We start from the raw sequence: 20247 nt of genomic DNA on the forward strand, positions 1-20247 counted from the left end.
TAGAACGAGTAAGATTAAAAGATGAAATTTATCAATACTTAAATGAAAATTAATTGATTTTAATTAGTAATTGATTCCCCATGAATTTAGGGGTTTATGGGGATTTTTCTATATTTGATAAAATTAAACTTTATGTTTCTACGAATAGAGCTAATGGCTTCAAAAAAACTTATTGGATTTTCAACTGAAACATCATTGGCAAATGACCAAACGGCTGTTATCTGGAAAAGGTTTATGCCTCGCTTAAAAGAAGTTAAAAATGCCGTTTCAGCTGATTTATTTTCATTACAAATTTATGATTTTCAAAAAATTCAAAAATTCACACCAAAAACAGTTTTTAAAAAACATGCATTAGTTGAAGTTAGAAACTTTAACTTAATTCCAGAAGAATTTGAAGAATTTGTACTTCAATCTGGAAAATATGCCGTATTTTTACATAAAGGATCAAATACTGATTTTCCTAATACAGCCCAATATATTTATGCTGAATGGTTACCAAATAGTAATTATGAATTAGATGATCGTCCTCATTTTGAAGTTTTAGGAGATAATTATAAAGGACATGAAGATCCTGAAAATGAAGAGGAAGTTTGGATTCCAATTAGGTAGAATTAGATGTTCCGTTAACAGATTTTAATCATTAAAAATTATGTGGAAAGAAGAAAACAATAAATTGACTCAAACATTCAAATTTAAAAACTTTGTAGAAGCTTTTGGGTTTATGGCTAAAGTTGCTTTGGTTGCCGAAAAAATGAGCCATCATCCTGAATGGAAAAATGTGTACAATACAGTTGAAATCACTTTAACAACGCATGATGAAGGAAATACAATTACTGAAAAAGACAGAAAATTAGCTAAAGCAATTGATGAAATTATTACTAATTAATATTATCCAAAACTCTGTTAATTCTAACAAAACGTCTAGCATAATAAGCTTCTTTAACAGAAGAAACTATTACTCCTCGACTCACAGATGAATGAATAAAAAAGATTTCATCATCAACAACTTCTGTAATCATTCCAACATGATTTACTGATCCACGACCATTGGTAGAAAAGAAAATTAAATCTCCTTTTTGTGCTTGTGTTTTCTTAACTTTTTTACCCGTTCTCGATTGTTCGTTTGAGGTTCTAGGCAGTTTAAAATCCAATTGAGAGAATGTGTAACACATTAAACCAGAACAATCAAATCCACCACTTTTTGTTCCACCACTTCTATATCTTGTACCTAAATGCTCAGAAGCAATTGCAATTAATTGATCAGCACTTTCCAAACTTTCATAAGACATTAATGGAGCATCTTCAATAAATTCTTCTAATTCTGCATAAATAACGGCTGGCTTTGTTGAAGTATTTGCAACTCCTTTTTTTATAATTAATTTTCTTCCTGGAAAAATTCTATCACCAACTTTAGGGTTTAATTCTTGTAATTTAGTCAAAGTTATTTTATTTAATCTAGCAATACTCATTAATGTTTCTCCTCTTACGACTACATGTGTAACTTCACCTGAATCATCTGGTTCTTCTACATCATCATCAGCAGCCGCCATACTTTCAACTTGTAATGAACTTGGACTTATTACTTTAATAGGTGCTATTTTTGGCTCAAAAATTTCTTTTTTAGCTTTTTCTTTTCCTTTTCTAATGACTATTTTTTCATCTATTTGAAGTTTGACATCTAAACCTGGATTCAGTTTTTTTAATTCTTTAAAACTCACGTCATACTTTTCAGTAATATGACTAATAGTTTCTCCTTTTTTTACTGAATGAACTAAATCATTTGAAGTTGATGCTTCTTCTTTTTTATTGGATTTAGCATCTTTAGAATTTTTATTTTTAGTTAAGGCCAATTTAGCACCAACTTGTAATTTATTTGGCGAAATAGTTGGATTAAAATCCTTTAGATCTTCGATACTTATATCATATTTTTTTGCAATCGTGTAAAAAGATTCACCAGATCCAACTTCATGAAAATCTTTTGTGATTTTCTTTGTTGCTTTTCCTGTTGGAATAACTAAAATTGCATTTAATTGTAACGTTTGTCCTTTTGCTTTCGGATTTAACTCATAAATATCTGATTCACTTACTCCATATTTTTTGGCTATAGAATAGAATGAGTCTCCACTAACTACTTTATGCTTTGTTGTTTTTTGAGCAAAAGCAAAAGAGTTAGATAGAATAAAAAACAATATAATTAATAAAAAACGATTCATTACCAAATAGTTAAAAGACTTTTATTGAGTTTTAAAAGTTTCACAAGATAAAAAAACTAAATTTATTAAATCGCTTTTAACTTTATTTTAATTCATAAAAAAACCATCTTTTCAGATGGTTTAAATTTTATAAAGGAATATTTCCGTGTTTGCGTTTTGGTGTATCAACTACTTTATTTTCCAACATACTAAATGCTTTGATTAATTTTCTTCTAGTAAATTTTGGCTCAATAACCTCATCTATAAAACCTCTTTGGGCAGCTTTGTAAGGATTTGAAGCAGCTGCAATTTCGTTTTTGAAGATAATTTCTGATGCTCCTTTTGCTCCCATAACTGCAATTTCTGCACTTGGCCAAGCAAAATTCATATCAGCACCAATGTGTTTTGAATTCATTACATCATAAGCACCACCGTAAGCTTTTCTAGTAATAACTGTAATTCTTGGAACTGTTGCTTCACTAAAAGCATATAATAATTTTGCTCCGTGAACTATAATTCCGTTCCATTCTTGATCTGTTCCGGGTAAAAATCCGGGTACATCTTCTAAAACCAAAAGAGGAATATTAAAGGCATCGCAAAAACGCACAAAACGAGCTGCTTTCGTAGAACTATTTACATCTAAACAACCTGCTAAAACCATAGGTTGATTAGCTACGATTCCGATACTTCTTCCAGCTAAACGAGCAAAACCAACGATAATATTTTCGGCAAAATCTTTATGAATTTCGTAGAAACTATCTTCATCAATAATACTACCAATAACTTCATGCATATCATAAGGTTTATTGGCATTATCTGGAATAATTGTATCTAGTTTTTCTCTAATTTCATCATTTAAAATATAGTCTAATTTTGGAGCAGTTTCTCTGTTGTTTTGAGGTAAATAACTCAACAACCGTTTGATATCTTCTAAACATTCCACTCCATTTGAAGAAGTAATATGAGCCACACCAGACTTTGTAGAATGTGTACTTGCACCTCCTAATTCTTCAGAAGTTACATTTTCATTGGTTACTGTTTTTACCACATTTGGACCAGTTACGAACATATAACTTGAACCTTCAACCATCATTGTGAAATCAGTCATTGCAGGAGAATATACAGCACCACCAGCACAAGGTCCCATAATCGCAGAAATCTGTGGAATTACACCACTAGATTGTACGTTTTTGTAAAAAATATCAGCATAACCTCCTAACGAGCGCACACCTTCTTGAATACGAGCGCCACCAGAATCATTTAAACCAATCATTGGCGCACCATTTTTAAGTGCCATATCCATTACTTTACAGATTTTTTCAGCATGCGTTTCTGATAAGGAACCTCCAAAAACGGTAAAATCTTGTGCAAAAACGTAAACCAATCTTCCGTTGATTGTTCCGTAACCCGTAACTACTCCATCGCCATAATAGATTTCTTTTTCCATTCCGAAATCGGTTGTACGATGCGTAACCAACATACCAATTTCTTCAAAAGAACCTTCATCCATAAGATAATTCACACGTTCTCTAGCTGTTAGCTTCTTTTTTTCGTGATGCTTTGCAATTCGTGCTTCACCTCCACCTTGCTTGGCTAAGGCTATTTTATCGTTTAATGTTTTTATTTTGTCTTGCATTTATTCTGAACTTGTTTCAGAATCTTTTCAACAAAGATTCTATTTGTTTAAAATTTACTTTTTAATTAGGCAACTTAACCAACTTCAAATCATTCAAATACTGTTTCAAAGCAATTTTTGCAGCAATTTCAGCTTCTGTTGTATGTTGGGCTTTTAGTTTTTCGGCATCGTAATAATTCTTTACAAAACCTGTATCAAATTCTCCTGAACGAAAAGCTTCATGTTGCATTACAAATTTTCCAAATCCTAAAGTTGTAGCCACACCTTCAACATGATAATTATCTATGGCTTTTATCATTAGAGCTATAGCTTCTTCACGATTTTTACCATAAGTTATCAATTTCGAAAGCATTGGATCATAATAAATTGGCACATCCATTCCTTGTTCGATTCCATTATCTACACGAATTCCTTCACCTTCAGGCAAAACATAAGTACTTAAAAAACCAACATTTGGTAAGAAATCATTTAAAGGATCTTCTGCATAAACACGAAGTTCCATAGCGTGACCGTTGATTTTTAGATCTTCTTGCTTCATCGGTAAAGCTTCACCTTGTGCGACTTTTATTTGCAATTCGACTAAATCTAATCCTGCTATAATTTCAGAAACTGGATGCTCTACTTGCAAACGCGTATTCATTTCTAAGAAATAGAAATTGTGTTTTTCATCTAGTAAAAACTCAACTGTTCCTGCTCCTAAATAATCACATGCTTTGGCTACTTTTACAGCAGCTTCACCCATTTTTTTACGTAATTCTGGAGTTAAAACAGCTGAAGGAGCTTCTTCAACCACTTTTTGATGTCTTCTTTGAATACTACATTCGCGTTCAAAAATATAAAGGATATTTCCGTGACTGTCAGCCATCACTTGGATTTCAATATGTCTTGGTTTGGTTACATATTTTTCAATAAAAACGGCACCATCACCAAAAGCATTCACAGCTTCTGAAATGGCTCTATTCATTTGCGATGTAAAATCAGCTTCTTTTTCTACAATTCGCATTCCTTTTCCACCACCACCAGCGGCTGCTTTAATCAAAATTGGAAATCCGATTTCGGTTGCAATTTTCTTCGCTTCTTCAATATCAGTAATAGCTTCCTCAGTTCCAGGAACCATTGGAATATTGTAATCTTTTACGGCTTCTTTGGCAGCTAACTTATTTCCCATCATTTCAATGGCTTTGGATTTTGGTCCAATAAAAATGATGTTGTTTTTTTCGCATAATTCAGCAAATTGAGCATTTTCACTCAAAAACCCGTAACCTGGATGAATAGCATCAACGCCTAATTCTTTAGCAACTTCTATGATTTTATCACCTCTCAAATACGATTGACTTGAAGCAGCTTCACCAATACAAACGGCTTCATCAGCAAATTTTACATGCAAAGCATTTCTATCAACTGTTGAATAAACGGCCACCGTTTTGATGCCCATTTTTTGAGCTGTTTTCATTACTCTAATCGCAATTTCTCCTCGATTGGCAACTAATATTTTTGTTATCTTTTTTATCATTATATTTTTTTTGACCGCAAATTCGCAAATTAATTTAATTCTATAATGTTTCAATATTTCGCATTCTACTGAACACTAAAAACTGAACACTGATCACTAATTACTCAAACTCAATTAATAATTGTCCTTTTTCAACAGCATTTCCTTTTTCTACTGCAATAGATTTTATAATTCCATCTCTTGGAGAAAGAAAACTGTTTTCCATTTTCATGGCTTCTAAAATTAGTAAAGGATCATTTTCTTTAACTTCTTGTCCAACTGAAACATTGATTTCTAGGATTAAACCTGGCATTGGTGCTTTGATTGCATTGATGACCTTCGTTTTTCCAGCTTCAATTCCCATTGCTGTGATTAATTGGTCTAATTCGTTGGCGATTGCTACTTCATAAACCGAATTATTTACTTTTACAGTATATTTTTTTGCCGCTAAATCTGTTGAAACAACATCAACTAAATAAGGTTTATTATCGTTTAATACGTGAAATTTACTATCAGCTAACTGAATTTCGTTCAGTTGAAGTAAATCGCTTTCCTTGAAATCGAAAGAATTTTCTTGATTTACCGAGAGTTTGTAAGTAGTACTCATATTTTAATTTTTAGGAAATGTAAAATTACAAAAAAGAAAACGTTTTCGTAAATGAAAAGTGGTAAAATGATATAGTTGATGAAATGGAGTGTTTTCCTATTTATTCGATATGCGTTAGTGATGGGAACGGCATCCTTTTTGTGTTTTTAAGAAACACAAAAAGATATAGTGGACAGCACGACCTGAAAGGGAACGCCCAAATAATTATAAAACTAACAATCCTATTTCTCTCAAAGAATTTACAGATTTTGAATACCAAAACAGCTCAAAATCTTCTAAGTTAGTTTCGTAGTCAACTTTTAATTGAGAAAAAGTCATTTTGTTATTTGAAGAAATTGAAATCTTTTCTAACGTTTCGATTAACCATGCCCCTTTTTCTTTTTCCAAAGTGATTTCGGTTGCATTTTTTTTATCGTGAAAAGTCAGTTGCATCATTTCCCAACTGTTTCCTTTTTTGGATTTTGTGAAGATTTCGTACGTTGGCTTTCCTCCTATCCACACTATTTTGGCTGAAGGTTTTGTGTTAAAGTCTAATTCGTTTTGAAGAGCGTTATAAATAAAATCGGGTTTTATTTTAGTATTTGGAATTTTGAAATCGAACCAATCTTGTAAAGGATAATCGAAACAAATTCCGTGCATATAATTGAATAACGATTTCTTTAAGCCAAAGCTGAATTTCTCGTGATTGATTCCGGTTTTATCTTTAAAAGCAATGTCGTTATTGGCAAAAGTCACTTCATTCTGTTGTGGAATTACACCAAATTCTTCTGGAAACATTCCAACTGGAGAATGAGCAGTCATAGCAAATTGATGCCAAAAGCCCGATTGCAAAACTCCAATTTCGAACAATTGACGTACCATTTCCAAACTATCAATTGTTTCTTGAATGGTTTGCGTTGGATAACCATACATTAAATAGGCATGAACCATGATACCACTTTCGGTGAAATTTCTAGTCACTTGAGCTACTTGTTCCACGGTAACTCCTTTTTTGATTAATTCTAATAGTCTATCCGAAGCTACTTCCAAACCACCTGAAATTGCAATACAACCAGAAGCTGCTAACAAAATACACAAATCCTGAGTAAAACTTTTTTCAAAACGAATGTTGGTCCACCAAGTCACTTTTAGGTTTCGTTTTAGGATTTCTAGAGCTACTTCTCTCATCAAAGCTGGTGGTGCAGCTTCATCTACGAAATGAAAACCGTTTTCACCTGTTTGAATTATAAGTTCCTCCATTCTATCGACCAAAGTTTTGGCAGCGATGGGTTCGTATAATTTTATGTAATCTAGTGAAATATCGCAAAACGTACATTTTCCCCAATAACATCCGTGAGCCATGGTTAGCTTATTCCAACGACCATCTGACCAAAGACTGTGCATTGGATTGGCAATTTCGATAACCGAAATGTATTTATCTAAAAATAAATTTGAATAATCTGGAGTTCCGACTTCACTTTGTTTGTAATCTGATTTTGTGGAGTTGTTTTTGTAAACTACTTTGTTATTTTCTAGGAGAAAAGTTCTTTTAAACTCTTTGGAATTTGGAATTTCAATATTGGAATTTAATAATTCAATAGGAAGTTCACCATCATCTAAAGTAATGAAATCGAAAAACTCAAAAACACGTTTGTCTTTTAATTCTCTTAATTCTGTATTTGGAAAACCACCGCCCATTGCGATTTTAATTTCAGGACAATTGGCTTTTAAAAATTGAGCACATCTAAAAGCACTGTATAAATTCCCAGGAAATGGAACCGAAAAACAGATTAATTTTGGTTGGATATTTGCTACTCTTTCTTCTAAAAGTTGGAGCGTAATTTTATCTATAAACGTAGTTTCTTTTTGTAATTCACTGTATAATTCATCAAACGAATTGGCACTTCTTCCTAATCGTTCAGCATAACGACTGAAACCAAAATTTTCATCTACACATTCTACAATAAAATCGGATAAATCTTCTAAATATAAAGTCGCTAAATGCTTGGCTTTGTCTTGCATTCCCATAGAACCAAAAGCGTATTCCAAATCATCTACTTGATCAAAACGAGATGCTTCTGGTAAAAAATTACCACTACAAATTTGTCTGGCTAACGTTGGATTTTTTCCTTGTAGAAATGAAATTACATTGTCAATTGTACTTATGTATTCGTTTTGAAGTGCATAAATTCGTAGGCAATTTTCTGAAACTCTTTCCCCTGAAATAGCAAATAAATTTTCTAATCCTTCTTTTGAAAACATCTTTAAAATCACTTCTATACCTAAATCCATTTGAAAGGCTTCGATGTTTTTGGTATTTAAAAAGCCTTTTATATAAGCTGTTGCTGGATACGGTGTATTCAGTTGGGTAAAAGGTGGTGTGATTAAGAGTATGTTTTGCAAGGGTAATGTTTTTGCAAAGGTAGAATTATTTACTTTTTAATTTGAAAGTTATTTATATATTTGATTTTCTAAAAAATTTTCCATGAAAAAACTTTTTTTACTTTTCATTTGTATTTTTTGTAGTGAACTTCATTCACAAGACTTTATGTGGGCATATAGAACTAAAAATGTATCTACTTCTACTTTAACAGCGATTAGATCAATAGCCACAGATAATACAGGAAATATTTTTTCTGTTGGAGCTTTTACGGGTACATCCGATTTTGACGATAGTGTTATTACAAATAGCTTAACTACTTCTAATATATACGACACTAATGGCTTCTTATTAAAACTTGATGAAAATAAAAATTTTATTTGGGCAAAAAAATTAAATTTTGGAGACCAAACTAACTGTACCTCAATTATATTTGACAATGACCAAAATATTATTATTACAGGAACAGCCACAGGTCAAGTAATAGATTTAAATCCTGATCCAAACGTTGACTTTTTAATAAATAATCCTTCTCAAAGTACTGGTGGATATATTGTAAAACTTGATTACAATGGTAATTTTATTAATGGTAAGTTTTATCCAAGTACCTACTTATATGAATCTACTATAGATAATTCTAACAACATAATTTCGACAGGAATATTAAATGGTAACATAGTAATATTAAAAAACGGAACCAATTTAATTGAAATTTGGGATAAAATTTTTCAAGGTAACCATATTTTTCCCCATTCAATAGTTTGTGACAATGACAATAATATAATACTTAAGGGGAATTTTGATCAAACTATGACTTATTTAAATCAAACAATTACTAGTAATTTTTATAATGAATTCATTTTGAAAATTGATTCAAATTCACAAGAAATATGGTTCAGAAAATTATTTACTTATAATTCTGGTATTGGTAGTTTTGAAGATAAAAGTATTAAAATAGATTCTAATAACAACATCTATTTTTTTTCTCATTTTATGGCTAACTCTACTGTTACATTTCCAAATATAACAATAACGTTAAATTCATATTTTGGCCTAGATGGACTTTTACTTAAACTAAACTCAAATGGTAATCATGTTTGGGATAGACGGTTTTATGGTGATGAGCAACAAAAAATACATTCTATGGATTTAAATAATGGTGAATTAAGTTATCTTATATATTTAGGAGGAACTACTTACTTAGATAATCTGAATAACCAAATAACACCAGTCCAATCAACATCATATTCGTATGGTAAAATTTTTAAATTTGATTTAGATGGAACTTTAACAGATAGTTTTAACACTACAAGAGTAACAAACCCTCAATATATTTTAAAAGATTATCTAGGTGATACTGTAATTGGCGGTTCATTTAATAGTTGGGGATATGATTTTAATCCAAACCCAAACCAAAGTTATATAATGAGTTCTTCAAATTTAAGTGGCTTCATTCTTAAACTCGGAAATTGTGATACAACACCACCAATAGGTGATGCTGATCAATATTTTTGTTCAAACCAAAACCTAACCATTTCAGACTTAACTCCTAATTCAGGAATAATTAAATGGTATAGTTCATCTATTTCAACTGCACAATTACCCAGTTCAACATCTTTAATTAATGGTGCAAGTTATTTTGCAGAAAAACAAACAGGAAACTGTGCTCCAAGTATTTCTCGTTTAGAAGTAACTGTGCATATAAATCAAACACCTTTAGCTCCTCAAACTACAAATCAAGTTTTCTGTGAAAGTGAAAATGCTAAAATTTCTGATTTAATAGTTAATGGACAAAATATTAAATGGTATGATTCTTTAATCAGCAGCACTCCTTTAACAAATAATACATTTTTAGTTAATAACACCAATTATTATGTTTCACAAACATTAAATAATTGTGAAAGTGATAGAGTTATGATTACAGTAACAATAACTTCTGTAAGCCCTCCTATATTAACAACACCACAAACATTTTGTTTTCAAGATAATCCAACCATAAATAACATAACAATCACAGGTCAAAATATAACTTGGTACGATGCTCAAACTGGTGGAAATATTTTGCCAATAAATACAGTTTTACAAAATGGAGTAACTTATTATGCTACTCAAACAATTGATGGTTGTGAAAGTGATAGAACTCAAGTTTTAGTAAATATTCAAAATACTGCTGCTCCAATTGGAGGTGCAAATCAAACTTTTTGCAGTACACAAAATGCAACTTTAGCTGATGTTTCAATAAATGGAACAAATATTATTTGGTATGCAGATAATACTTCAACTTCACCATTATTAAATTCGACAATTCTTGCAAATAACACTTCTTATTTTGCGACTCAAACTGTGAATGGTTGTGAAAGTCCAACAAGGTTTGAAGTACTAATCGACTTAATCAACACATTAAACGCTGTTGATTATCAAGAAACACTTTGTGATGATTTAAATGATGGTTCTGAATCAATTAACTTAACTAATTATAATAGTTACTATATTGCTGTAACTGGAAACACTTTCAGTTATTACAACTCATTAAATGCTGCTGAAAATCAAGTAACTTCTGACCAAATAAATAATGTTTCAAATTACAATTTGACTATTGGCACAAGTACAATTTTCGTTAGAATTGATTCCCAAAATGGATGTCATCAAGTTGTTGAATTAAAACTGACTTTAGTAAGTAAACCTAGAATTACAATTGATGATATAATGCCTATTTGCGAAGGAACTTCAATAACTATAAACGCTGGAAATGGTTTTGATAGTTATACTTGGTCAACTAATGCAACCACACAATCAATTATTGTTTCTCAAGCCGGAAACTATTCAGTTACCGTAACAGAAAATCACAATGGAATAAGTTGCTCATCAACCAAAAACTTTTCGGTTGTAAATTCTAATACTGCTACAGTTTCTCAAATTATTACAGCTGATTGGTCTGACAATAACAATACGATTACTGTTTTACTATCAAATTCAAGTGTTGGAAATTATGTTTATTCTCTTGATGGTATAAATTATCAAAACAGTAATGTTTTCTATGGATTAGAAAGTGGTGAATATACTGTTTTTGTAAAAGACACTAATGGTTGCGGAATTAGTTCTGAGGAAGTTTATTTATTAATGTATCCAAAATTCTTTACTCCAAATGGTGATTCATATAATGATACTTGGAAAATTAAATTTTCTCAAAAAGAAAGAAATCTAAAAATTGCAATATTTGACAGGTATGGAAAACTGTTAAAAACAATGAATAGTTCTGAAAGCTGGGATGGGAAATTAAACGGAAAAGACTTGCCTTCTGATGATTATTGGTTCGTTGTAACTAGACAAAATGGAAAAGAATTTAGAGGACATTTTGCCATGAAACGATAAAATCAATTTAACAAGAAAAAATACAACTAATACATAAACAACATATTAAATCTGGTATTATAGAAAAGGATTTATTACATTTAATTAATTCACTTTAAAAAAAACACTTTAATTCTAAGAAAAATAGTGTCTTTATTTTTTTTAAAAAAAATCATTCCATTAATAGTTATTTTTTAGTTAAATTCTATATTTTTGTAAAAAAAACCTTATGAGTAAAATTTTCTTAATTTTTTCATTTTTATTTGTTAGTTTATCATACAGTCAAACGAATAAGAACACAATTGGAAAAGTAACATCACAAAGCGAAAGAATTTTAGAAGATCATTCCGGAAAAATATTAACAGATTCAATTCAACGTAAAATTTTTCTTGATAAAAAAGAATTAGAAGCAGAAATTAATGCTCCAAAATTAAAGTTTAGGCTTGCTAATCCAGTACACTTGTGTAGTAACAGTAATTTTGAAGAATTTGAAGTTATATCTGGTTCTAATTACTTGAAAGATTTCAGTTATACAACAGAAAATCCTTTAAATCCAACGCAATGTAGTACACCTATGGTTACTGCAAATAATACTATTCCTCAGTACAATCCATCACAGACTTCTTTGATGTCAAGCACAGTACCATCTAATTTCATAGACGATTTTATAGGCAATATCAATGCTTTTGATCAATACGCATTAAAAATAAATTTCAAGAATTCTTATAGTACATCAGGGATAGTTCAAGCTAAAAGATTTAAAACAAATAATGAAAATCAAATTATATTAAACTACAAGGTAGTATTGCAAACTATTGAGGGTCCTGAACATCAAAATGAACAACCTTTTTTTAAAGTTAGAATTATCCGTTCGAATGGCACAATAGCAGACGAATTTTGTTTGATTGGAGATCCTACTAACTGCATTTTTACTCAAGCTCCAAGTTATGAAGCCGGAAGCATAGTTTTGTTTACTCCTAACTGGCAAACAGGAACTTTAAATATATCTTCTATTCCAAATAATGAAGAATTTACAATAGAAATGACAGCTGCCCGTTGTGGCTTAGGAGGACATTTTGGATATGCATATATTGATGACATGTGTTTAGCACATTCTGACGAGAATTTGCAAGGTAGTATTGAGTTAAATCCATTGTTTCAAATTTGCCCTACTTTACCTATTAATGTTTGTGGAACATTTACAATTCCAAATTCTGGTGGTGTAGCAGCAAATGTTAATGGAATTACTTTAAACGTATATAATAATAACAATGCTATAATATATACAAGTTCTACTCCAACCAATTTAAACTTAACAAACAATACTTTTTGTTTTGAATTAACGGCAGCAAACCTACCAAACATTACAACTGGAAACTACAATGTAAGTGCTACCATAAATTACAACATCAATCAAACAAATTGTTCGGGTACAACTTTTAATTCTGCAACAGATCCTGATGCAAACATTGGTTGGGATATATCATTTTTAAATTGTACAACCGATTGCAATTTCCCAATACAAACTGGTACATTAAAAATGTGCGACACAAATTCTGATGGAAAAGATATTTTTGATTTAACATTGGTTAAAAATCAAATAATAGGAATACAGACTGGTTTAACACTATCATATTTTTCTACTTTACCTGATGCTACAAATAACACGAACCCAATTACAATACCTACAAGTTTTGAAAGTTATACATCAACTTTGTATGTACGAATTACAAAAGATGCAAATTGTTATAAAATAATAGCCTTTCAAGTTGTTGTTAAAAATCCATATGCTTCAATATCTGGTATCTTAAATGTTTGTAGTGGGAGCACTAATTTGTCGGCAAATTCAGGTGTTTCATATCTTTGGTCAACAGGAGAAACTACACAAACAATTTCAGTATCCGCTACGGGCACTTATAGTGTTACTGTAATAGATACAGACGGCTGTGCAGCATCTGGTTCTGTTACGATTATACCTAGTCAAGTTGCTGTTTCACCCACATTAGAAATTACCCAACCAACTTGTTTTATTGGAACAGGTACAATTGAAATTACAAGTCCAGCAGCAGAATATAGTTTTGATGGAGGTGTTACTTGGACTACTAATAATAGTAGTTCAAATCTAAATACAGGGACATATCTAGTTCAAATTAGAACAATAAATAATTGTTATTCTTACAACACTACTGTAAATATTTTACCTTTTTTAAGTGATTATCCATTTTATTCTAGTACTCAACCTACAAATTGCAATAGTTTAGGCTCAATTACTATTACAACTGCTGCTTCTGAATATAGTTTTGATAATGGTTTAACATGGTCAACAAACAATACTGCTACAAATCTTCCAATTGGAACCTATCAAATTAGAACAAAAGATGCAAATGGATGTATTTCAAACTTTAATAGTGTTGTCTTTCAAGCGGAGTTTTTAAGTAATCCAACTTATCAGTTTAGTCCACCTTATTGTAGTAATCTAGGAAGTATAATTTTCACTTCTCAATCTGATTTTTATAGTATTGATGGAGGAACAACTTGGCAAACTGCAGCTACTTTTGATAATTTAACTTCAGGTAGTTATTTATTAAAAATCAAGAATTCCCTTGGATGTACTTCACCAACTACCTATGTATATTTAACTAGTTTAGAAAACACATATCCAAATTATACTATTAATAATGCTGGTTGTAATACTTATGCTTCAATAGTAATAAATACAATTGGTGACGAATATAGTTTTGATAACGGATTAACTTGGTCAACCTCTAACATTTTAACTAATTTAATAGGCGGAGGATTAACTTATCAATTAAATGTAAAAAAGGGGATTAACTGTTATAGTTTAACTTCCTACGCAACGGTATATTCAAGCTTTCTTCCCTTACCGTCAGTTTTTAATTATGCTACATTAATTTGTGATAACCAAAATAACAGTAATGAATTAGTCAACCTAACTCTATATAATTCATATTTTGTTGCAAATAGTGCAAATCACACTTTTAATTATTACAACACATATAATGGAGCTCTAAATCAACTTAATAGTGATAAAATTCAATCACCTACGAATTATAATTTAAACACTCCTAATAAAATTATTTATGTCACTGTTAAAGACATTAATGGATGTGCAAATATTAGTGAATTAGACTTAACTTTAATTCAAACTCCGATTCCAACAATAGCAGATAAATTCTATCTATGTGAGAATTATTCTGTATTATTAAGTGAAAGTCAGTATTTTGATAGCTACTTATGGTCGACCGGTGAAACGACACAATCAATAATAGTCAATCAAACTGGCAATTATTCTTTAACCGTAACTCAAAATCATGGAGCAATAATATGCTCAACCACAAAAAATATTAGTGTAGTTCTATCAAATCCTGCAAAAATTTTAACAATAAACACAGAAGATTGGACTGACAACAACAATATAATGTCTGTTTTATTAACAAATTCTAGTATTGGAAATTATGTTTACTCCTTAGATGGTATAAATTATCAAACAAGCAACGTTTTTTTAGGTTTAGAAAGTGGCGAATATGATGTGTTTATTAAAGATGTAAATGGTTGCGGAATTATTAAGGATGATTTTTATTTATTAATGTATCCTAAATTTTTCACTCCAAATGGAGATGGTTTCAATGATTTTTGGAAAGTGAGACTGTCACAAAAAGAACCTAATTTTAAAATAGCTATTTTTGACAGATACGGAAAACTTCTAAAAACAATGAATAGTTTTGAAAGTTGGGATGGAAAGTTAAACGGAAAAGATTTACCTTCAACTGATTATTGGTTTTTAGTAACAAGACAAAATGGTAAAGAATTTAGAGGGCATTTTGCTATGAAACGATAAAAACTTAATACTTAGTTAAACCAAATTAAGTTTGTCATATTTTCTGTATTTTTACAAAAAATTAAAACTATGCCATCTGACTGTATAAGCTATCAAAAATCAGGATATTTCTCTAAATTAATGAACGATTATTTAGACGAAAAAACCAATTTAAAAGCATTGTACAATAGGTTTCCGAAGTTGGAACATTTTTCTGAACAAATTCAAGAAAAGCAAAACAACTTTCCCATTGAAAACAGAAAAACTCTAGTTGATTCCTTAAACAATCAATACCAAAACTTTGAAACTTCTGAAGCAACTTTAAACAATATAAAACTCTTAAACAAAGAGAACACTTTCACAATTACAACAGGTCACCAGTTGAATTTATTCACTGGACCCTTATATTTTTTGTATAAAATTATTTCAACAATAAACCTTTGTGAGCAGTTGAAAAAAGAAAATCCAAACCAAAATTTTGTGCCGATTTATTGGATGGCAACTGAAGATCATGATTTTGAAGAAATCAATCATTTTTGGTTTAAAGAAAACAAAATTAAATGGCAAAAAGAAAGTTTTGGTCCTGTTGGAAGATTAACGACTGAAGGTTTAAAAGAAGTTTTTGACCAATTTTCGGATGAATTAGGTTTAGGAGAAAACGCAACTTTTTTAAAACAATTATTTGAAAAAGGCTATTTAAAACACAATAATTTAGCTGACGCAACTCGTTATATTGCTAATGCAATCTTTAAAGAAAAAGGATTGGTAATTTTAGATGGTGATAATAAAAATCTAAAACAATTGTTTGTTCCTTTTGCGAAAGAAGAATTAGTTAATCAGACATCAAGTGAAGAGGTTTTGAAAACTAACGAACTTTTAACGGAATACAAAATTCAAGTAAATCCTCGTGAAATTAACTTGTTTTATATTGAAGATAAGTTGCGTGAACGAATCGTTTTTGAAGATAATACTTTTAAAGTTTTAAATACAAATTATATTTTTTCGGAAAGTGAAATTTTAGCAGAATTAGAAAATCATCCCGAAAAATTTAGTCCAAATGTAATTTTACGTCCTTTGTATCAAGAAGTAATTTTACCAAATTTATGTTATATTGGTGGTGGTGGTGAATTGGCTTATTGGTTAGAATTGAAATCAAATTTTGAAGCTAATAATGTAACTTTTCCAATGCTTTTATTACGCAATTCAGTTTTAATTGCAACAAGTAAACAAGTTGACAAAGCAGATAAGTTAGCATTGACTTGGGCTGATTTATTCAGCAAACAAGAAGATTTAACATCAAATAAGACAAAAGAATTATCCAATTTTGATATAGATTTTACTTCTCAAAAAGTAAATTTGAAAAAGCAATTTGAAAACTTATACGAAATTGCAGCTACAACAGATAAATCATTCGTTGGCGCTGTAAAAGCTCAAGAAGTTAAACAAACAAAAGGATTAGAAAATCTAGAAAAACGTTTGCTAAAAGCTGAAAAAAGAGTTCTAGCTGAAAAACTAGAACGCATAACTTCTTTACAAGACGAATTATTTCCTAAACAAAGTTTACAAGAACGAAAAGCCAATTTCTCTGAATATTATTTAGAATTTGGACCAAAATTAATTGACAAGTTATTTGAGGATTTGAAATCCTTGGAAAATGAATTTACAATTATAGTACTATAATTATAAGAGACTTTTAATAAAAAACCTCATTAGATTAAGTTCAAATGAGGTTTTTTTGTTTTATTCTTCGGTTATTTCTTCTTCTAAGATTACTTCTGAATCAACTTCTTCAATGTCCAAAGGATCTTCCATTATATCAACTTCAATTTTAGAATCTTTCACTAAATTGAATTTTTCTAACTTTTCTAAATCTCCTTCTTCTCCACTAAAATAGGGAAAAACATCCATAATGGCTGATTCTGAAATAGCTGGAACAGTATAATCACCCATAGTATTTTTCATCGCGTGAATGGTATTATCATACGCTTCCTTAACATCATTTGCTTGTATTAATAAATACATATTTGATTTACGTTCTTTTCCACTTTCTTCGTCATAGGCTATTAATGAAACTTTAGACCTAAACCATCTATCCGCTTTTTCAAAAGGATGAATTTCAGCATAATTAGCTACTTTAATATTAGTTATCTTAAATTCTTCACTAACATAAGCTGACATTTCTTCATTAATTCTTCTTTCTGCTTCTGTATATGACATTGCATCAACTAAATAAGGTTCGGTTGCTATTTTTTGTACGCCATTCTCATCAATTTTTCTATACTTTACTTTACACTCATACCAAGTTGCACTCATATCTTTTATTTTTATTTTTAAGAATGCCAAAGATAATTTTAAAGAAAAAAGAACTACTATTTTTTAACAAATAGATATTCACAATTTTGTTATTACTCAATTTTAATAGAAAACTAAACAACTTACTAAGTAAATAGACAATAAAATTTACTCTTCTAGCCCTGATAGGAATGGAAATCCTCGAAGAGATTGGAATGGATAGCAGGAAATACATCGCTTAAAAAGCCCAAGCCATTCGCTTCAAATTATTTTTAAAGTAAGTTTTTAGTAAAGTTCAAAAGAATCTGAAATGAATTCAGATTAAATGCTTACTTTTGCACTCGAATTAAAAAAAAATAAAAAAGCTATGGCAACAAATAGGACTTTTACAATGATTAAACCAGATGGTGTTGAAAACGGACACATCGGTGGAATTTTAAATATGATTACTGAAGGTGGTTTCAGAATTGTAGCAATGAAATTAACACAATTAACCATAGCTGACGCTAAAGAATTTTATGCTGTTCACGCTGAAAGACCATTTTATGGTGAATTAGTTGAGTTTATGACAAGAGGTCCAATTGTGGCTGCTATCTTAGAAAAAGAAAATGCTGTTGCTGATTTTAGAACTTTAATTGGTGCTACAAATCCTGCTGATGCTGCTGAAGGAACTATTCGTAATAAATACGCTACTTCAATGGGTGAAAATGCAGTTCACGGTTCTGATTCTGATGAAAATGCTGCTATTGAAGGTGCTTTTCATTTTTCTGGAAGAGAAATGTTCTAGTGAATAGTTTCAACAAAAAATATAAAATCCCGCTTCTTCATTGAAACGGGATTTTTTTATTTAAATTTTTCCATAATTTCTGTTACAACTTTGTCTGTTTTAGCAAATCGTTGTTTTCGTTCCAAATTTCTAGGAGGAGCTACTCTTTCTAAACAATCAGAAACGGAACAAGATTCACATGTCACTCCAACTTGCCTTATAGGAATAGTAGCATCTTGTAAAAAACTAATTTTATTTATAGAATGAGACGAAATTAAAATTCCCAATGAGATACTTCTAAAATATCCTTTTCTAAACGGATCTTTCGTAGCAGATGAAAGTACTAAATATCTATTTTCAGTGTGTTGATAAGAAGATATTTGATAATCTAACAAATGCGAATCCTTTGAAGTAGCAATCTTTTGTAACGTTTTTATAGAAACCCATCGTCTGCAATAATGTTCATTTCTTTCGTTTGCATGTGGTTCTAGCAGATTTGTAATATGCAACTCTTTTGTCAGTTGAATATCATTTCTTTCTGGCTTATGTGAAAAACGCAAGAAAAATAAGTTTTTTAAATTAAAATCTTTAGGCAATACATTTGTTAAACGTTGGTAGAAAGTTTCAGGTGAATCTGTGAATTTATCCATTAATTTTTGAAAATCTTCGGCAATAAATTCTTTATTTTCAAAAAACATCTTTAATTCTTTAACTAATATTTTACGTGGAATTAATAACGAACCTGCAAAATACGAAGCCATAAAATTATTTAAAACCTGATCAAAACTCTCAAATTTTATCCAAGAAAAAGTATAAAGTCTATCTGAAATTTCTAAGAAATTATAAGCAATTTCTTTGGCATAAATAAACATTCTTTGTGAATTATCTGTTTCCGATGAAACCAATAAAGTTTTAGAAGTTGGCACAAAAACCGAACGTAAACTATTCAATTCAGTATGTTGGGTTAACTCTTCATTATTAATAGTGTAACCATATTCTTCAACTAAAATCTCTTCTAAGTCTTCAACCAGTAAACGTTTATTTAAGTCTATCGAATAAGCTTTGGCAAATTTTTCGACTTGCACTTCAATTTCTTCAAAATAATTATTATTAGCTTCTTGGTATGAACGTAAAGCCGCTAGAAAAAAACTTTCACGCGTTAAATTATAATGTTTTGCAATTTCAAAAAGGGTACTGATAAAAGCATTGACTTTTATTGGTGCTTCTGCAATTATATCAATTAAATTACTTTCTTTTATTCCAAAAACTTCTAACGGAATTTCTTTTAAGATTCGCGATTGCAATATTTCTCCAATTGGAGCTAAGTTTTTATCCAACTTTAAAGAAACCATTTGGTCATAAGTAGTGTCTAAAGCTTCTGACAATACTAATATTTTATCACGTTTTGGATATTTTTTACCTTTTTCAATTTCATTTAAATACGATTTTGAAAGTCCAGTAACTTTAGCTAAGCCAAATAATGATAAATTTTTATCTGTTCTTAATTGCTTTAATTTTAATCCAAAAATCAATCGAATATATTCTTCTTCTATCATTTTTTCTACATTAAACCTTTCACTAAGCTAATTTAAAGCATAATACTTGGTTACTTATAGCAACAAATATACATTAAATCAAAATAAAAAACACTACTAAAAATTATTTTTACATTTTAGCGAACGTTCGCTTGTTTTGTAATTTATTTTTTTATAAT

13 protein-coding genes are annotated in these 20247 nt (G+C 30.1%); 6 read left to right on the forward strand and 7 right to left on the reverse strand.

Annotated elements, in window-relative coordinates; genetic code table 11:
* The first annotated feature begins 132 nt into the window (after positions 1 to 132).
* Both AACZ53_RS02490 and AACZ53_RS02495 read left to right on the forward strand, forming a co-directional pair.
* Positions 133 to 609: a GyrI-like domain-containing protein gene (locus tag AACZ53_RS02490; RefSeq protein WP_339834382.1), complete on the forward strand. Its 477-nt coding sequence runs from the start codon at positions 133 to 135 to the stop codon at positions 607 to 609.
* A gap of 40 nt (positions 610 to 649) precedes the next feature.
* Positions 650 to 886: a 4a-hydroxytetrahydrobiopterin dehydratase gene (locus tag AACZ53_RS02495; protein ID WP_339834385.1), complete on the forward strand. Its 237-nt coding sequence runs from the start codon at positions 650 to 652 to the stop codon at positions 884 to 886.
* On the opposite strand, the gene AACZ53_RS02500 is transcribed toward AACZ53_RS02495, so the two are convergent.
* The 5 genes from AACZ53_RS02500 to AACZ53_RS02520 all read right to left on the reverse strand — a co-directional run bounded on the left by AACZ53_RS02500 (position 879) and on the right by AACZ53_RS02520 (position 8309).
* Positions 879 to 2213 (reverse strand): LysM peptidoglycan-binding domain-containing protein, encoded by a 1335-nt coding sequence (locus AACZ53_RS02500; protein WP_339834387.1) that lies wholly within the window; start codon positions 2211 to 2213, stop codon positions 879 to 881. The two genes, AACZ53_RS02495 and AACZ53_RS02500, sit on opposite strands and share 8 nt — an antisense overlap.
* A 127-nt stretch (positions 2214 to 2340) precedes the next feature.
* Positions 2341 to 3828 (reverse strand): acyl-CoA carboxylase subunit beta, encoded by a 1488-nt coding sequence (locus AACZ53_RS02505; RefSeq protein ID WP_339834389.1) that lies wholly within the window; start codon positions 3826 to 3828, stop codon positions 2341 to 2343.
* Positions 3829 to 3889: 61 nt separating this feature from the next.
* Positions 3890 to 5329, reverse strand: a complete 1440-nt coding sequence (gene accC, locus AACZ53_RS02510) for an acetyl-CoA carboxylase biotin carboxylase subunit (RefSeq protein ID WP_339834462.1) — start codon at positions 5327 to 5329, stop codon at positions 3890 to 3892.
* 112 nt (positions 5330 to 5441) lie between these two features.
* The gene (locus AACZ53_RS02515; protein WP_339834391.1) at positions 5442 to 5927 is read right to left on the reverse strand and encodes an acetyl-CoA carboxylase biotin carboxyl carrier protein subunit; all 486 of its coding nucleotides are present in this window, start codon (positions 5925 to 5927) and stop codon (positions 5442 to 5444) included.
* Positions 5928 to 6131: 204 nt separating this feature from the next.
* On the reverse strand, positions 6132 to 8309 hold the full coding sequence (locus AACZ53_RS02520) for a B12-binding domain-containing radical SAM protein (RefSeq protein WP_339834393.1): 2178 nt from the start codon (positions 8307 to 8309) through the stop codon (positions 6132 to 6134).
* An 82-nt stretch (positions 8310 to 8391) separates the two neighbouring features.
* Between AACZ53_RS02520 and AACZ53_RS02525 the strand changes: the two genes are divergently transcribed.
* The 3 genes from AACZ53_RS02525 (at position 8392) to bshC (ending at position 17155) form a co-directional block, all read left to right on the forward strand.
* On the forward strand, positions 8392 to 11658 hold the full coding sequence (locus tag AACZ53_RS02525) for a T9SS type B sorting domain-containing protein (protein WP_339834395.1): 3267 nt from the start codon (positions 8392 to 8394) through the stop codon (positions 11656 to 11658).
* Positions 11659 to 11866: 208 nt separating this feature from the next.
* Entirely contained in the window at positions 11867 to 15496 is a 3630-nt protein-coding gene (locus AACZ53_RS02530) for a T9SS type B sorting domain-containing protein (RefSeq protein ID WP_339834397.1), read from the forward strand.
* A 69-nt stretch (positions 15497 to 15565) separates the two neighbouring features.
* Positions 15566 to 17155: a bacillithiol biosynthesis cysteine-adding enzyme BshC gene (bshC, locus tag AACZ53_RS02535; protein WP_339834400.1), complete on the forward strand. Its 1590-nt coding sequence runs from the start codon at positions 15566 to 15568 to the stop codon at positions 17153 to 17155.
* Between the two features lie 60 nt (positions 17156 to 17215).
* Here the strand turns inward: bshC and AACZ53_RS02540 are convergent, their stop codons facing one another.
* The gene (locus tag AACZ53_RS02540; protein WP_339834402.1) at positions 17216 to 17788 is read right to left on the reverse strand and encodes a DUF4494 domain-containing protein; all 573 of its coding nucleotides are present in this window, start codon (positions 17786 to 17788) and stop codon (positions 17216 to 17218) included.
* A gap of 346 nt (positions 17789 to 18134) precedes the next feature.
* Here AACZ53_RS02540 and AACZ53_RS02545 point away from each other — a divergent pair, with 346 nt between their 5' ends.
* Entirely contained in the window at positions 18135 to 18554 is a 420-nt protein-coding gene (locus tag AACZ53_RS02545; protein ID WP_339834404.1) for a nucleoside-diphosphate kinase, read from the forward strand.
* A 56-nt stretch (positions 18555 to 18610) separates the two neighbouring features.
* On the opposite strand, the gene AACZ53_RS02550 is transcribed toward AACZ53_RS02545, so the two are convergent.
* Positions 18611 to 20089, reverse strand: coding sequence for a helix-turn-helix domain-containing protein (locus AACZ53_RS02550; protein WP_339834406.1), 1479 nt, complete (start codon positions 20087 to 20089; stop codon positions 18611 to 18613).
* Positions 20090 to 20247 lie beyond the last annotated feature (158 nt).

Source organism: uncultured Flavobacterium sp., from assembly GCF_963975005.1.
Taxonomy (GTDB): domain Bacteria; phylum Bacteroidota; class Bacteroidia; order Flavobacteriales; family Flavobacteriaceae; genus Flavobacterium.

What these genes read in the sequence shown, in the direction of transcription:
- AACZ53_RS02490 (WP_339834382.1), top strand. Translation starts at nt 133, where the DNA reads ATGTTTCTACGAATAGAGCTAATGGCTTCAAAAAAACTTATTGGATTT.
- AACZ53_RS02495 (WP_339834385.1), top strand. Translation starts at nt 650, where the DNA reads ATGTGGAAAGAAGAAAACAATAAATTGACTCAAACATTCAAATTTAAA.
- AACZ53_RS02500 (WP_339834387.1), bottom strand. Translation starts at nt 2,213, where the DNA reads ATGAATCGTTTTTTATTAATTATATTGTTTTTTATTCTATCTAACTCT.
- AACZ53_RS02505 (WP_339834389.1), bottom strand. Translation starts at nt 3,828, where the DNA reads ATGCAAGACAAAATAAAAACATTAAACGATAAAATAGCCTTAGCCAAG.
- AACZ53_RS02515 (WP_339834391.1), bottom strand. Translation starts at nt 5,927, where the DNA reads ATGAGTACTACTTACAAACTCTCGGTAAATCAAGAAAATTCTTTCGAT.
- AACZ53_RS02525 (WP_339834395.1), top strand. Translation starts at nt 8,392, where the DNA reads ATGAAAAAACTTTTTTTACTTTTCATTTGTATTTTTTGTAGTGAACTT.
- AACZ53_RS02530 (WP_339834397.1), top strand. Translation starts at nt 11,867, where the DNA reads ATGAGTAAAATTTTCTTAATTTTTTCATTTTTATTTGTTAGTTTATCA.
- bshC (WP_339834400.1), top strand. Translation starts at nt 15,566, where the DNA reads ATGCCATCTGACTGTATAAGCTATCAAAAATCAGGATATTTCTCTAAA.
- AACZ53_RS02540 (WP_339834402.1), bottom strand. Translation starts at nt 17,788, where the DNA reads ATGAGTGCAACTTGGTATGAGTGTAAAGTAAAGTATAGAAAAATTGAT.
- AACZ53_RS02545 (WP_339834404.1), top strand. Translation starts at nt 18,135, where the DNA reads ATGGCAACAAATAGGACTTTTACAATGATTAAACCAGATGGTGTTGAA.
- AACZ53_RS02550 (WP_339834406.1), bottom strand. Translation starts at nt 20,089, where the DNA reads ATGATAGAAGAAGAATATATTCGATTGATTTTTGGATTAAAATTAAAG.